The following is a 13996-nucleotide window of genomic DNA, read 5'->3' as shown; positions in this document are numbered from 1 at the left end:
CACAGCCACCTCCACGATCAGATCCTGGAGACACCCTGCCGGGAGACCGATGGCCGATCAATTACCTGGTCGACCATCCGAGCCGAGCCACTAGCCCGGCTGTGGCTGTGGCTGTGGCGGAGCCTATGCAGACGAAAGGGCCGCACTGCGTTTGTCTGGTCCAGTCCCGAGTTGCTCGGCGCCCCGTCAGTGCACCAGGTGGTGCCAGTCCGGGGTGGCGGGCAGGTGGGGAGCGAGCGATAGAGCCCGTTGCCACATTCCCTGAACCTGCTGGGCGGGGCGCTGCTGTTCGTTGTGTACGGCATTGAGGACCAGCAGTCCTCCCGTCAGGGTCGGGACCGCCCATTGCATTAGAGCGAGATGTCGCTGTGCCTTGTCGACTTCGATGGGGTGCTTGGCCGCCTTTTTCGCACTTCAGGACGGTCGGAGGAGGCAAGTTCCAGCTTTTTCCCAAGACGCGGCTGTAAACCGTGGCCGCCAGCGCCCGCTCCGGTCAGCACGGTCTTGGCGAGGGTCGAGCGCATGGGGCGGGGTGATCCGACAGACGCGCCATCGCCAGGGCGGCGGCGGGACCGCCGCACTGTGGATGCCTGGGGGCGTTCGGTGCGCGAGGCGGGCTTGCGCAGGGTGTGCCTGACGCGCTCATCCGGCTGCCCCGCGCTGTCGCAGTCCCGATGCGAGGGGGGCGCCGCGCGCTCCGGGTGATGATCCGGGTATGCCCGCCGGTGCGCACGGCGAGGTGGTGCTCGGCCCGGTCCTTCTTCGGCGGGCGGGCCGTTTGCTCTCGGTCGGGGCTGTCCGGGGGCGGCCTCCCCGCGGTCGCTGGCTCAACCACCGCTTCGAACGCACGCCGCCGCTGTCTGCTGCTGCAAACGGCTCCTCTGCCTGACCACATAGGACACGCTCTTGGCGGGCTCACCCCGCCGAGCACCCGTCAGGAGTTCGAGTGGCGGTACGGGGCTGTGCCCGCATGCGGAGATCGCGTGGCCGCAAGGTCATGGCGAGGGCGGGGCGGGTTGTGTGGCCGGGCAGGTGTTCCAGACGCCAGCGGGCGGTGATGGTCGCGAGGGCGAGGGTGGCCTCGGTGGTGGCGAAGGTGTCGCCGATGCATTTGCGGGCGCCTGTTGCGAAGGGGATGAGGGCGTGGCGGGGCGGCTGCGGGCGCGCGGGATCCCAGCGGTCGGGATCGAAGGCTTCGGGGTCGGCGTAGAGGTCGGGCTTGTGGTGGATGAGGTAGGCGCTGTAGGCGACGGTGGTGCCGGCCGGCAGTCGATGCCCGGCCAGTTCGGTGTCGGCGGAGACCACACGAGTGATGAACCAGCCCGGTGGGCGCAGCCGTAGGGTTTCGGTGATGACACGTTCGGCCAGTGGCAGGTGGGGCAAGTGTGCGTGGGTGGCCGCGGTACCGCCCAGGACCGTGTCGACTTCGGAGTGGACGCGCTGCTCGATCTCGGGATGCTCGGCCAGCAGATCCAGTGCCCAGCCCACGGTGGCCGCCGTGGTCTCCGTCCCGGCCAGGAAGAACGCGATCGTCTGGTCGCTGATCTCTGCGGCGCTCATGCCGCGGCCGCCGTCTTCGGGGTCACGGGCCGCGATCAGGGCCGAGAGCAGGTCGCCCCGGTCGGTGCCCTCCGCGAGGCGCTGGGCGATGACCTGATCGAGGGTGTCTCGCAGGCGGGCTCGGGCCCGCAGGTAGGAACGGTTGCGTGGGGTGGGGAGCCGGTCCAACGGGGGGATCATCAGCATACGGCGGCCCATGCCGTTGATGAGGGTGGTGACGTCGTCGAGGATCCGGCCGAGCTCGGCTGAGGGAAGCGTGCGGGAGAAGAAGGCGGCAGCCGCGGCTTTGGAGGCGATCGCCATCATCTCGGTGGGTATGTGCAGGACTTGTCCGGCGTGCCAGCCGGCTGTGCGCTCGTCGATGCAGCCCGTCATGGTTTCCGCGTACGCGTGGAGACGGGCAGGGTGGAAGGCCGGCTGGATCATGCGTCGCTGCCGACGATGCTCGCTGTACGGACACGTGGGGAGCCCGTTGCCCGCCACTTCCCGCGCACGATCGTAGACGGGGCCGCCCTTGTCGAAGACACGGTCACTGATGAGGACGTGACGGGTGAGTTCCGCGTCGCAGAGCACGACGACGGCAAGCGGCCCCAGCCGGATGCGGACCAGATCCCCGTGGGCGGGCAGGGAGGTCAGGAACGCCAACGGATTGCGCAGCAATTGCGGCAGGTGACCGACCAGAGGAAGCCCGTTGGGGGCGGCGGGTAGTGAACGCAAGTCCTTCATCTTTTGCTCCGAAGCCGCATGTACGGGTGGTCAGTCGGCGCGTTTGTGGCGGGCCGAGGCGCCGGTGGGCAGCGCGTGCCACCACCAGCCGATACAAGGGATGTCCGGGGGCGCGCCGGTCGCGCTGGGAACGTCCGCGACGGGGCTCGTTGCCACGCGTACGGCGCCGGGGTGGCGGCCGTCGGGATCGGTGTAGCGCCCTGCCCTTATGCCCCATTCGTAGTTGCCGCGGATGAGGTAGGTCAGGTTGGACAGATAGCGGCGCAGCGGCTCGGAAGCGGTCGGCTGGACGATGTCACGAACCTCGATGAAGCGGGCCAGGATGCGGTCGCGCAAGGCGACAGCCTGCCTCTGGGCGTCCTGCTGGGTGGACCCGGGCTCGGCCAGGTAGAGGCCGACCAGATTCAGGACGGGTCCCGTCTCGGCAGGCCGCCGGGCGGCGAACCACACCTCCTTGCCGTAGGAGAACAGGTCGTCGTCGAGCGCGGCGACCATGCTGGCCATCTCGGTGAGCGCGTGCACGGCCGGCGCGTTGATCTCCTGGTCGGGGATGTCGTCCACCTCGCTGACCTGGAACCAGGCGAGGGTCGGGAATCCGGCGACGTACAGGAGGCGGGTGTAGAGGTAGTCATTGAGGCTGGGCATCACAGGCTGCCGGCGGGCCGCGCGTTCCCACGCCACGCCCAGGTACCAGGAGAGGTGCGCGTCCACCAGACGGCGACGCTGGGTCGGAGAGGCCAGGCGGTGCAGCCGCTCGGCCAGCTCCACCACCGGCCCGGCAAAGGGACTCTCCGGCGGCAGCAAGCCCGCGGTCGGGCTCTCCAGTGTGCGGATGACGCGCACGGCCAGGTCGAGGAAGGAGAAGGCATCCTCCGGGGATTCCTCGTCGCAGGCGAAGTCGTCGAACACGAACATCGTGTACGTCCAGTCCACGGCCATCTGGAGCCGCTCGGTGTCGGCACCGGGGCAGTTGCCCGCGAAGAACAGCGCGGACCTGGTGCCCGCGACCCGTTCACGGCGTCCGGGACCGTGGCACAGGCCGTGCCGCTCCATGAAGGCCAGGCCCTGCTCCTCGAGCAGCTCGACCTCCGGATGGCGGCGCCACGGCATGGGGAAGTACATCGCCGGCAGTCGCACCACGATGTCCGGGCCGGCTCCGGCCACATCGCGGGATTCCGGGTCGGAGGCGGCGGTGTAATCGGCCACGGTGCACTCCTCCACTGCCCGGGACATGTTGACGAGTTGACGCCGGGTCATGCCGTACGCTCCGCGACGCCGTGTACCAACCTCCGGGCCGCGTCGGCCGCGGGTGCCGGGAAGGCCGCGTCATCCAGGGCTTGTAGCGCTTGCTGGTGACGCAACCGGATCATGTCTTCGACGGCGTCCAAGGCCCCGGTCTCCCGCAGGACACGTCGAACGTGCTCTGCCCCGTGCTCGTCGAGTTCTGGTCGGCCCACCAGGGTGTCCAGGACGAGCCGCTGCCGGGTGTCCGCCCGCTGGTACCCCAAGGCCATCAGGACCGTCGGCTTGGCCTGACGAAGATCGTCCAGCACCGGCTTCCCGGTCAGCTCGGATGCGCCGAACACGCCCAGCACATCGTCACGCAGCTGGAAGGACTCCCCGGCCGGGAGCGCGAAGGCGCTCAACGCCGCGCGCAGCCCCTCCCCGGCTCCGGCCAGGGCGGCACCCACGTGCAAGGGCCGTTCGAAGGTGTACTTCGCGGTCTTGTAGCGCGCTACCCGCAGCGCCGACTCGACCCCGCCGTGCGCGTTCACGCGGGTGGTCAGATCGAGGTACTGGCCGTAGACGATCTCCATGCGCATCACGTCGATCACCGGCAGCACCGCGGCCAGCTCAGCCGGAGACAAGCCGGCCGTGTGCAGGAGCTCATCGGACCAGACCAGCGCCAGGTTCCCCGCCAGGATGGCTGCCCCTGTCCCCACATCCTCGCGAGCCGGGTGATCGGGGTAGCGCGACTCCACGGCCCGGTGCACGGTCGGCGCCCCGCGACGCAGGTCGCTGCGGTCCATGATGTCGTCGTGGATCAGTGCGAAGGCGTGGAACAGCTCCAGCGATGCCGCCGTCCGCAGCACGACGTCGGAGACCGTCGTCTTCCCGCCGGCGTGCCAGCCCACCGCGCACAGCAGGGGACGAAGCCGCTTCCCGCCGCGGGTGACGAAGTCGCGCACGTCCCCGGCGAGGGCGAACGTCCCCTCGGCTTCCGTCTCGGCACTGCGAAGGCGGGAGCTGAAGAAGTCGTCCAGCACCGCATCGACCCCCGACCGCACAGCTTGAAGATCCAACACCGACGCTCTGGACGGGCCAGCGGTTTCCACCCACACCCCCACCTCGCAGACCCCGGAACCAGCCGCCCCCACCATGCCGCCCGGCCTGAGACCAGCCCAACGGAGCTGCAGCGGCGCACGGGAGCAACGGGAGCGCGGCCGGTGGCAAGCAGCGCAGACGTAGGGACGGGGTCCAGCAACCGCACCACTGCCGGGTGCCCCGGCTGCTCCGCCACATCGTCGAAGGCGTCGGATCCCTGAATGCCTTGCATCCCGTCGGACAGTACGCAACGGCGACGACCGCAACCCGATGGATCACCCGTACGTCGTACTCGCTGAGCCGAGCCCACACCACCGAGAGGCGGCCATGTCGCACCCAGCGGACCCCTGGTCGAATACTGCTTCATCATCACCTTCAGCCACCGCGACCAGGATCTGATGACCTTCTCCGGCACCTACACCCCCGCGCCCGGAATGACCAGGCACGACGTCTACACCACCATCCGCGCCGACCACGTGCGGCAGTTGCCCTCGCACATCCAGAGCAGCCACTACCAGGTGACCTACTTCTCGCTGGAACGCAACCAACTGATCTGACCGGCGCTCCGCCCACGCCAGGGGGACCCCCACGCTCGGCAGCCCGGGCGGGCGAGCCGATTCCGTCCTAGGATCGGCTGAACCGCGCTGCCGCGAGGACGCGTGCTCGTGAGTACGGACGTATCAGGCGGCGATCACCCGGATGGGGCATCGGCGACCCCCGCGGCGCTGCGGGCGCCCGCCGATGTGCCCGGGCCGGACAACCGGTGGCCGCGCTCGCCCGTGACGCTCCCGACCGCCCGGGGCCCGCCTGGAACACGGCGCGCCGCAACGGCGGACCGATCGCGAGCGGGGCAGGAGGAGACGCATGAGCAGTGATCACGGTGCCGAGTACGCGGCCGCGGCCGCACGGCTCGGTTGCGCGCCGCTGGTGGACGCGATGGGCCGCATCCACAAGCACCGCGCCCACATCGTCGCCCTGTCCAGCCCCGACCCCACCAGGCCGCTCTTCGGTCCGGCCGCCACCCTCGCCTACCTCCCGTACCGGGACGACCTGCCGCAGACGGCGGCCGGCTTCGGGGAGCTCTTCGACCAGGCGGTCGGTGACGACCCGGCGGGGAAGGTCCTGGTGCTCTCCAGCGGCGGTTATCCGGACGTCTCGCACGGCGGCGGCACGAAACTGTCCCGGGTCGTCCGTCATGGGCTGGCCGGAGTGCTGGCGGACGGCAGGCTGCGGGACTTCGCCCAGCTGCGCGACCACGGGTTCGCGACCTGGTGCCATGGCGAGGCGACACGCTGGGGCGGCGACACCATCATGCCGTTCGCGGCCGGCGTCGCGGTACAAATCGCAGGTGTGTGCGTGACTCCCGGTGACTACGTCTTCGCCGACACCGCGGGAGCCGTGGTCATCCCGCGGGCCAGCATCGAGCGGGTCCTGCAGGAGGCGGCCAGGATCGACGCCGAGGACACCGAAGCCGTCGCGCGGATCCTCGACAAGCACCCACCACGCTAGCGGCGAGGGTACGCCCGGTCGTCGGGTTGCCCGCGCGCCGTGTGTGGGTGAGCCTCCTCGAAGAGGACATCGCTCCCCACCGGGCGTCCTCCGGACAGGACCCACGCTGGGAGGAACAGGTGACGGCCCACCCGACGGACGCCCCCGCGGCGCAGGTGCCGCAGTTCGACGGACTGCGCGCCATGTTCGTCAACACGACGCTGAAGCGCTCGCCGGAGGTCAGCAACACCGACGGGCTCATCGACCTGAGCGCGGGCATCATGCGCGGGCACGGCGTGCAGGTGGAGACGGTCCGCGCGATCGACCACGACATCGCGACGGGTGTCTGGCCCGACATGAGGGAACACGGCTGGTCCAGTGACGCCTGGCCGGATCTGTTCGAGCGCGTCCTGGCCGCTGACGTCCTCGTGCTGTGCGGGCCCATCTGGCTGGGGGACAACAGTTCGGTGATGAAGCGCGTCATCGAACGGCTCTACGGCTGCTCCAGCCTGCTCAACGACGCCGGACAGTACGCCTATTACGGACGCGTCGGCGGCTGCCTGATCACCGGGAACGAGGACGGGATCAAGCACTGCGCCATGAACGTCCTCTACAGCCTCCAGCATCTCGGCTACACGATTCCGCCGCAGGCCGACGCCGGGTGGATCGGGGAGGCCGGACCGGGCCCCTCGTATCTCGACCCGGGCTCGGGCGGCCCGGAGAACGACTTCACCAACCGCAACACGACGTTCATGACCTACAACCTCCTGCATCTGGCGGCCGTGCTGCGACGCGAAGGGGGATTCCCGGCATACGGCAACCAGCGCGCCGAGTGGGACGCCGGCTGCCGCCCCGACTTCCCGAACCCGGAACACCGGTGACCTCGTGGCCGTCACCGGTGCGTGGGAGTCGCCCCGCGCCGGCCGACTACGTACTCGGCTTGCCGTAGTCGAGCTCGAAGGCCGAGCGGTGTTCGTTGACGAACTCCTCGACCGTCGTGAGCGGCCGCCCGTTGATGCGCGGCGCCGTGTCGCTGATGCCGGCGAGTAGGCCCTCCTGCTGGTCGAGGTTCACGGCCTCGAAGTGCTTGAGCTTCGCCATGTCATGTCCGATGCCGAGCATCTCGAGGAAGGTGGCCGCGGTGACCTGCTCGTACGGAAGGTCCCTGCCCAGCACCCGGCTGACCTCGGCGGCGAGCTCCTCGTGGCTGTACTCCACAGGGCCGGTGAGCGCGTAGACCTGCCCACCGTGCTCTTCGGGCGAGGCGAGGATTCTGGCGGCGGTCAGCGCGATGTCGCGGCCGGCGATCGGGGCGAAACGGCTCTCCTTGCCGAAGGGCATCACGTAGCGGCCGTAGCGGATCAGCCCGGAGATGTAGAGCAGCCATCCCTGTTCTTCGGAGGGAATCCTCGCCTTCAGGCGGGGAGGGGATCCGATCCTGAGCGCTGCGGCGCGGGGCGCCGGAGCATTCGCTTCGGAGCGCTCTGCCGGTGGCCCGCGTTCAGTTGGGCCGCTTCTGGTTCTCGATGTAGTCCTTGACCATCTGGAGGGGCGCTCCGCCGCATGAGCCGGCGAAGTAGGATCCGGACCAGAAGCGGCCGTGCGTGATCGCCTGGTTGAGCTGGCCGGTGTATTCCTGTCGCAGGCGGCGCGAAGAGACGCCTTTGAGGGAGTTGACCAGGTTGGAGAGTGCGACCTTCGGTGGGTAGTGCACCAATAGGTGTACGTGATCGTTTTCGCCGTTGAACTCGATCAGGTCGGCCTCGAAGTCCTCGCACACCTTCCGCATGATGTCTTCGCAGCGCGTCAGCATGGTGTCGTTGAAGACGTTCCGCCGGTATCTGGTGACGAACACCAAGTGTGCATGCAGGTGGTGAACGACGTGACGACCGCGTCGCACATCAGGGTTTGGTTCCCAGCGTGGTGACATGAACCAATGATAGAGTCGGGATCGACTCGCACCGAAGGGGGTGGGCTGATGATCCGTACGTACAAGTTCCTCATGCGGCCCACCGTCGGTCAGGACCAGGCCCTGTCCGAGATGTTGCGGGATCACTGCTCGCTCTACAACGGCGCGTTACAGGAGCGCCGTGACGCCTACCGGCATGTGTCGCAGACGAGCGTCGGTTACGGAATGCAGTCCGCGCAGCTCAAGGACATCCGGGCGTTCGACGCGGAGTGTCAGGGCCGCTGGTCGTTCTCCTCGCAGCAGGCCACCCTGCGCCGGCTGGACAAGGCGTTCGCCGCGTTCTTCCGCCGTATCAAGGCTGGTCAGGCGCCCGGATACCCCCGCTTTCGAGGGGTGAACTGGTTCGATACGGTCGACTTCCCCAAGGACGGGGACGGCTGCCGCTGGGACAGTACGCCGCACGACCCGGTCACCCGCGTTCGCTTCCAGGGTGTCGGGCATGTAAAGGTGCATCAGCATCGGCCGGTGGTCGGCAAGGTCAAGACGGTCAGCGTCAAGCGCGAGGGCCGTAAGTGGTTCGTTGTGCTGACCGCCGAACGGGACCAGCCCGAGCCGCTGCCCGCGACGGGCCGTGTGGTCGGCATCGACCTGGGCATAGCCAACTTCCTCGCCGACTCCGGCGGCGGATTCGTTCCCAACCCGCGCCACGGCCGTACGGGCGCGGCGAAGCTCGAAGCCGCGCAGCAGGCCCTGTCGAAGTTCCCGCGGGTACGCCGGGACAAGCGCACGGCCAATCACCGCCGCGCGGTGGAGAAGGTCGCCAAGCTGCATGGCAGGGTGCGCCGCCAGCGGCTGGACCACGCACACAAGACCGCCCTCACGCTGGTCCGTGAGCACGACTTCATCGCGCACGAAGATCTCAAGATCCGCAACATGGTCCGCACCGCCAGGCCCAAGCCGCACCCGGACAAGCCGGGCGCGTTCCTGCCAGGGGGCGCGGCGGCGAAGACCGCACTCAACCGCTCGATCTCGGATGCCGGTTGGGGGGTGTTCCTGAGGATCCTGCACGCCAAGGCTGAAAGCGCCGGACGGGAAGTGATCGCCGTGGACCCCCGCAACACCTCGCGCCAGTGCCCGCAATGCGGACACACCAGCGCGGAGAACCGGCCCACGCAGGAGAAGTTCCACTGCGTCTCGTGCGGCCACACCGCACACGCTGACACGGTGGGCGCCCTGAACGTACTACGGGCCGGGCTGGTCCGTCGCAAAGCCCAACCGGCTTAGCGAGAAGCCACCCCGTTTACGGGGTGGAGGAGTCACTGCATGAAGAACGTGACCTGAACCTGAAGTTGGGTGTTGGGGACCCCCGACCATGCGAAGAGCTGCTCGGAGAGCCAGTGGTTCTGCGTGGCCTTGCTGTGTGCGTGGGGCCGGGACTGGAAGTGCGACATGCTCACGATGAGCTCGAGGTCCTCCTCCCTGGCGGCCTGGGCGAACATCACCGCGGCCTCCACCAGTCCGTCGCCGATCGGGTAGTTGAAGTACGCGCGCTGGACGCCCTCCAGGGCCTTGCGAACGTCCGGGAGGTTGAGCAGGTCGCCGAAGACGACGTCGGCGCCCTTGTCGCGTAGCCGCTGGGCCCGCTCGTCGTCCGTGTGGACCATGGCGCGCACGTCGAAGCCTTCCCTGAGGAGGTAGTCGACCATCGGCCGGCCGGTCGCGCCGTTGGCTGTCGTGATCAAGATCGAGGTCATTGATGCTTTCCCCTCTGCTCCGCCGGCGCGCACGTGCGCGGTTGGTGTCCGTCCGTGCACCTTCCGTGCGTATCCTCGCCGGCAATCGGACCATACCCACATAAAGATTACATCTAGCATCTAATGGGCCAAGGGTCGCCACCTCGGCAGGCGGACGACGCGGAAATGCGCCCGTCAGGCCCTTGACCCGGTGCCGCTTCGACGGGGGGTGGGGAAAGGGAGCGGGTCCGCATGATGAGGTGTGTGTCTCTGATGACTCCGACTGCAGGGAGCGCTCCATCCGATGACCACACTGCCCGCACGCCGCCGGGAGCGCGGCGGTCCCGGGACCGCCTCGGTGACGGATGTCTTGCCGTTCAGGCCTTCCCTCGTCAGAGCGGTGTTCAGGGACGTGACCCCGATGGATGTCTCTCGGTCGGCGGCGTGGGCCGCCGCTTCGGTGACGCGGACAGTTCTGGCGGAGATCATCGACGGCGCGCGGAGAGCGGCGGGGGGGGAGGCCCGGAGGAAGCTGATCCCCGGGGACCTCCTCGCGGCGATCGACCGGGATGTCGAGTTCGAGGTGGGGACCACGTGGTACGACCACAGCCCGACGTTCCGAGGCCTGACCGGTGTCCTGTACGACGCCGATGGTGTGATCGTGCCTCCTCGTGGGCGCAGCAGGTCGCGCAAACCGACTGCTGTGGTCGGCGCCCACAGGTTCGAGGCCGGGGTCAAGAGGCTGCTGCGGAGCCAGAGGGTGACGGCCGTGCCGGCGATGGTCCGCGACCTGGACGGGATCGCGAGCGCGTTCCTGACGGATCTCGCCCGGGACGCGGCCCTGGTCGTCCGGGAGGGCGGAATGAAGCGATTCGGCACCGCCGCCCTGCTGATGCCGCGTGAACCGGCCCCACCCCCGTTCCTCGAGGATTCCCACCGGGCCCTGTCAACCCGCGAGGGCGACGGGCGGACCATCGGCAGGGACGACATCCTGGCCGCCACCACGATGCAGTTGTCCGGCGGCAACCTCAGGCAGCGAGCCCTGACCGAAGCACGCGAAGCGACACAGAACACTACGGTCGGCTGAACGGGTGCGACGGCCCTCAGGGCGTGCTGCACGTTGGCCGAGGCATGCCTACAGATGAAGGACGGGTTGCGCCTCAGAGCCGTCATTGGACGGGTGGTTAACAGACGCCGGGAATGTGAACAGCGCGGCTGAACCGCAAGCGCTGATCAGCGGCCGAGCGTCGGCGCCGGCGCCCGCGACATCCGTATAAATGCCCACCAACTCGCGGTTCGATCATGTCACTTGACCGCCCCCGTCGCAGGGCGGGAAGTTCACCCGTGGCCGCGAGCATCTGCGGCCATGAGCAACCTCAGTCGCCGCATCTTCATCCTTGGCGGGCTCACCACCGCGAGCGTCGCAGCGCTCCAACTCGGGGCGATGGCCCAGCCGTCGGCCGCCGCCTCCACTCCCTTCCCCTTCACCCTCGGTGTCGCCTCCGGCGAACCGGACGACACCAGCGTGGTCCTCTGGACGCGTCTGGCTCCCACACCGACCAACGCGGACGGGCAAGGCGGCATGCCCAACGCCGACGTCGCCGTCGACTGGCAGGTGTCGACCAACCAGAACTTCACCAGCCTCGTCAGCTCCGGCACGTTCACCGCCCGCTACGCACAGGCCCACGCGGTCCACGTACTGGCCGGCGGACTCGCCCCGGACTCCGAGTACTACTACCGCTTCCGGGCCCAGGGATTCATCTCCCCGGTGGGCCGGACCCGCACCGCACCGGCGGTGAACACGGTCGGGCGCGACTTCACGATGGCCTTCGCCTCGTGCGCCCACTACGAGCAGGGCTACTACACCGCCTACCGGCGCATGGCCGACGACCGCCCCGATCTGATCCTGCACCTGGGCGACTACATCTACGAGGGCGGCGCCACCTCCGGCGCCGTGCGCCAGCACCTCGGCAGCGAGATCGTGTCGCTGGCCGACTACCGCCGCCGCTACGCGCTCTACCGCAGCGACCCCGACCTCCAGGCCGCGCACGCGATCGCGCCGTGGCTGGTCGTGCCGGACGACCACGAGGTGGAGAACAACTACGCCAACATGGTCCGCGCCGACAGCAGCCCCGCGCTCACGGCGGCCCAGTGGACCGCGCGCCGCACCGCCGCGTACCAGGCCTACTTCGAGAACATGCCGCTGCGGGCCGCCGCGACCCCCTCCGGCAACAGCATCCAGCTCTACCGCCGGGTCCGCTGGGGCACCCTCGCCACGTTCCACATGCTCGACACCCGCCAGTTCCGCGACGACCAGGCCTGCGGCGACGGCACGAAGGTCTGCGCCGACGCCGATCTGCCGTCCCGTTCGATCACCGGCCCGGCCCAGGAGGCGTGGCTGCTCGACGGGCTCGGACAGCACCTGAGTACCTGGGACCTCATAGGCCAGCAGGTCTTCTTCGCCCGCAACGTGAACTCGGCGGGCGCGATGAACATGGATGCCTGGGACGGGTACCGGGGCAGCCGGGCCCGGATCCAGCAGGGCATCATCGACCGCGGCGTACGCAACCCGGTCGTCCTCACCGGTGACGTGCACGCGTCGTGGGGCAACGACCTCAAGGCCGACTACGCCAACCCGTCGTCGGCGACGATCGGCTCCGAGCTGGTCTGCACCTCCATCACCAGCACCGGCAACGGAACCGCCACCACGGCGATCCCCAACGGGTCCCTCAACCCGCACCTGCGCTTCTACTCCAACCGGCGCGGCTACGTCCGCACGCACATCACCCGGTCGCAGCTGACAGCCGACTTCCGGTCGGTGGCGACGGTGACCGAACACGGCGCGGCGGCGACGACCGCGCGGACCTTTGTCATTCACGACGGACAGCCGGGGTTGGCCGATGCGTAAGCTCTCCGTACTGGGCGCGACCGTTGCCGGCTTCGCCGCGGTCCTCGCCATGGTCTCCCCGGCCTCCGCGGCCGGGCCCTCGTCCTGGGCGACCGCGAACAGCGACTCCGCCGGTGACCAGGACACCTCCTCGATCGCCGCCAACCGCCTCGGCGACACCGCCGTGGTCTGGGAGGACGACCGCGACTCGGCCACCCCGGGCGACAACGCGCACAGCGACGTGTGGGTGCGGATGTACCGCAACGGCGTCTCCGCCTACGAGAAGAAGCTCTCGGCCGGCGGGACCTCGGGCGTGGCCTGGCGGCATCTGCAGCCCGACGTGGGAATCGACGACCGGGGCAACACCGTCGTCGTGTGGGAGGAGGACCCGGACGGCAACGGGTTCTACAACATCACCTACCGAGTCCTCTCCCCGGCCGGCGCACTCCTCGGCTCCGGCCAGGCCAACGCGAGCGCCGACGGCCAGCAGATCCATCCGCGCGTCGCGGTCGATCCGGACGGCGCGCCCAACAGCACCACGGCGGTCGCGTTCTCCGTGGTGTGGGAGGACATCCAGGGCACCGCGGCGGCGACGGTGAAGGCGGCAGGGTTCACCGGGACCACGACCAAGGCCTACGAGGTGACGGTCAACGCGACCGGCGGCGCGCACCACAACCCCGACATCGCGACGTCCGCCTCGGGCGACGCCGTCGTCGTCTGGGACGAGGACACCGACAACAACGGCACCTACCAGATCGGTTTGGTGAAACTGGCCAAGGCGAACGGGGCCGTCACCCTCAGCCGCCGCAGTGCCAACAGCATCGCCGACGGGCAGCAGCAGCGCCCGGCCGTGGCCGCGAACTTCAACGGCGACTTCGCCGTGGCGTGGGAGTCCGACCACACCGGGACCCGCGGCGTCTGGGCCCGGTCGTTCACCGCCACCGGCACGGCCGGCTCGGCCGAGGTCGAGGTGTCCGGCGGAGCCGGAGCGGGCAACCCCACCGTCGGCATCGACGACCAGCGCGACGCAGTCGTCGGCTGGAGCATCGCCGGCACCGATCCGGCGGTCTGGGCCCGGGGCCTCAACCCCGACGGCACCTCCGCCGGCCGGTTGCCGGCCCAGTCCGTCAGCCAGGTCACGACCGGCCGGCAGGAGCAGCTCGCGCTGGCCTCCTCCCCGTTCGGCACACTCTCCATGGCGTACACCGACGACAACGACGGCAACACCTTCGACCAGGTCCTGCTGAGTCTGGGGGCGACCAACTCGGACTGGTGACGTCTTTGCGATCCGCGGACGTCCACCGGGGCCACCCCGGGTGGGGAGAGCCGGCAGTCGGTGCCGGGAAACCGCGCAAGCGCGCGGTTCCC

Annotated in this window: 13 protein-coding genes; 7 read left to right on the top strand and 6 right to left on the bottom strand. The window is 69.3% G+C overall.

From position 1 onward, the window contains the following. Positions 1–915: 915 nt before the first annotated feature. Genes ACFZAU_RS39370 through ACFZAU_RS39360 form a run of 3 tightly spaced genes read right to left on the bottom strand, consistent with a single transcriptional unit; the run spans position 916 to position 4553 of the window. Positions 916–2286: a cytochrome P450 gene (locus ACFZAU_RS39370; protein ID WP_500556200.1), complete on the bottom strand. Its 1371-nt coding sequence runs from the start codon at positions 2284–2286 to the stop codon at positions 916–918. Positions 2287–2316: 30 nt separating this feature from the next. Continuing rightward, positions 2317–3492, bottom strand: a complete 1176-nt coding sequence (locus ACFZAU_RS39365) for a terpene synthase family protein (RefSeq protein WP_500556199.1) — start codon at positions 3490–3492, stop codon at positions 2317–2319. A 47-nt stretch (positions 3493–3539) separates the two neighbouring features. Further along, entirely contained in the window at positions 3540–4553 is a 1014-nt protein-coding gene (locus ACFZAU_RS39360; RefSeq protein WP_500556198.1) for a polyprenyl synthetase family protein, read from the bottom strand. A gap of 456 nt (positions 4554–5009) precedes the next feature. Here ACFZAU_RS39360 and ACFZAU_RS39355 point away from each other — a divergent pair, with 456 nt between their 5' ends. The 3 genes from ACFZAU_RS39355 (at position 5010) to ACFZAU_RS39345 (ending at position 6980) form a co-directional block, all read left to right on the top strand. After that, positions 5010–5168, top strand: coding sequence for a hypothetical protein (locus ACFZAU_RS39355; RefSeq protein ID WP_500556197.1), 159 nt, complete (start codon positions 5010–5012; stop codon positions 5166–5168). A 307-nt stretch (positions 5169–5475) separates the two neighbouring features. Next, complete coding sequence (locus ACFZAU_RS39350; protein ID WP_500556196.1) at positions 5476–6120, top strand: RraA family protein; 645 nt, start codon at positions 5476–5478, stop codon at positions 6118–6120. 182 nt (positions 6121–6302) lie between these two features. Next, entirely contained in the window at positions 6303–6980 is a 678-nt protein-coding gene (locus tag ACFZAU_RS39345) for a flavodoxin family protein (protein ID WP_500556201.1), read from the top strand. Positions 6981–7026: 46 nt separating this feature from the next. Here ACFZAU_RS39345 and ACFZAU_RS39340 read toward each other — a convergent pair whose 3' ends face one another. Both ACFZAU_RS39340 and tnpA read right to left on the bottom strand, forming a co-directional pair. Further along, positions 7027–7443, bottom strand: coding sequence for a Rossmann-fold NAD(P)-binding domain-containing protein (locus tag ACFZAU_RS39340; protein ID WP_500556195.1), 417 nt, complete (start codon positions 7441–7443; stop codon positions 7027–7029). A 157-nt stretch (positions 7444–7600) separates the two neighbouring features. Further along, positions 7601–8029 carry an IS200/IS605 family transposase gene (gene tnpA, locus ACFZAU_RS39335; RefSeq protein WP_500556194.1) on the bottom strand — a complete coding sequence of 143 codons (429 nt, stop codon included), beginning with the start codon at positions 8027–8029 and terminating at the stop codon, positions 7601–7603. A gap of 48 nt (positions 8030–8077) precedes the next feature. On the opposite strand from tnpA, the gene ACFZAU_RS39330 reads away from it, so the two are divergent. Continuing rightward, positions 8078–9292: an RNA-guided endonuclease InsQ/TnpB family protein gene (locus ACFZAU_RS39330; protein WP_500556193.1), complete on the top strand. Its 1215-nt coding sequence runs from the start codon at positions 8078–8080 to the stop codon at positions 9290–9292. Between the two features lie 32 nt (positions 9293–9324). On the opposite strand, the gene ACFZAU_RS39325 is transcribed toward ACFZAU_RS39330, so the two are convergent. Beyond that, positions 9325–9762 (bottom strand): NAD(P)H-binding protein, encoded by a 438-nt coding sequence (locus ACFZAU_RS39325; RefSeq protein WP_500556192.1) that lies wholly within the window; start codon positions 9760–9762, stop codon positions 9325–9327. 283 nt (positions 9763–10045) lie between these two features. Here ACFZAU_RS39325 and ACFZAU_RS39320 point away from each other — a divergent pair, with 283 nt between their 5' ends. The 3 genes from ACFZAU_RS39320 (at position 10046) to ACFZAU_RS39310 (ending at position 13904) form a co-directional block, all read left to right on the top strand. Further along, on the top strand, positions 10046–10828 hold the full coding sequence (locus ACFZAU_RS39320; RefSeq protein ID WP_500556191.1) for a hypothetical protein: 783 nt from the start codon (positions 10046–10048) through the stop codon (positions 10826–10828). A gap of 279 nt (positions 10829–11107) precedes the next feature. Beyond that, positions 11108–12649, top strand: a complete 1542-nt coding sequence (locus tag ACFZAU_RS39315) for an alkaline phosphatase D family protein (protein ID WP_500556190.1) — start codon at positions 11108–11110, stop codon at positions 12647–12649. After that, complete coding sequence (locus ACFZAU_RS39310) at positions 12642–13904, top strand: hypothetical protein (protein ID WP_500556189.1); 1263 nt, start codon at positions 12642–12644, stop codon at positions 13902–13904. Before ACFZAU_RS39315 ends, ACFZAU_RS39310 begins: the two co-directional genes overlap by 8 nt. Positions 13905–13996: the final 92 nt, after the last annotated feature.

The sequence above is a fragment of the Streptomyces sp. NPDC008238 genome (assembly GCF_042956445.1).
GTDB lineage: Bacteria > Actinomycetota > Actinomycetes > Streptomycetales > Streptomycetaceae > Actinacidiphila.
Note: the sequence above shows the minus strand (reverse complement) of the source record. Positions and strands in the feature narration are given on the sequence as shown.

What these genes read in the sequence shown, in the direction of transcription:
- ACFZAU_RS39345 (WP_500556201.1), top strand. Translation starts at nt 6,303, where the DNA reads ATGTTCGTCAACACGACGCTGAAGCGCTCGCCGGAGGTCAGCAACACC.
- ACFZAU_RS39315 (WP_500556190.1), top strand. Translation starts at nt 11,108, where the DNA reads ATGAGCAACCTCAGTCGCCGCATCTTCATCCTTGGCGGGCTCACCACC.
- ACFZAU_RS39350 (WP_500556196.1), top strand. Translation starts at nt 5,476, where the DNA reads ATGAGCAGTGATCACGGTGCCGAGTACGCGGCCGCGGCCGCACGGCTC.
- ACFZAU_RS39370 (WP_500556200.1), bottom strand. Translation starts at nt 2,286, where the DNA reads ATGAAGGACTTGCGTTCACTACCCGCCGCCCCCAACGGGCTTCCTCTG.
- ACFZAU_RS39355 (WP_500556197.1), top strand. Translation starts at nt 5,010, where the DNA reads ATGACCTTCTCCGGCACCTACACCCCCGCGCCCGGAATGACCAGGCAC.
- ACFZAU_RS39310 (WP_500556189.1), top strand. Translation starts at nt 12,642, where the DNA reads ATGCGTAAGCTCTCCGTACTGGGCGCGACCGTTGCCGGCTTCGCCGCG.
- tnpA (WP_500556194.1), bottom strand. Translation starts at nt 8,029, where the DNA reads ATGTCACCACGCTGGGAACCAAACCCTGATGTGCGACGCGGTCGTCAC.
- ACFZAU_RS39325 (WP_500556192.1), bottom strand. Translation starts at nt 9,762, where the DNA reads ATGACCTCGATCTTGATCACGACAGCCAACGGCGCGACCGGCCGGCCG.
- ACFZAU_RS39320 (WP_500556191.1), top strand. Translation starts at nt 10,046, where the DNA reads ATGACCACACTGCCCGCACGCCGCCGGGAGCGCGGCGGTCCCGGGACC.
- ACFZAU_RS39330 (WP_500556193.1), top strand. Translation starts at nt 8,078, where the DNA reads ATGATCCGTACGTACAAGTTCCTCATGCGGCCCACCGTCGGTCAGGAC.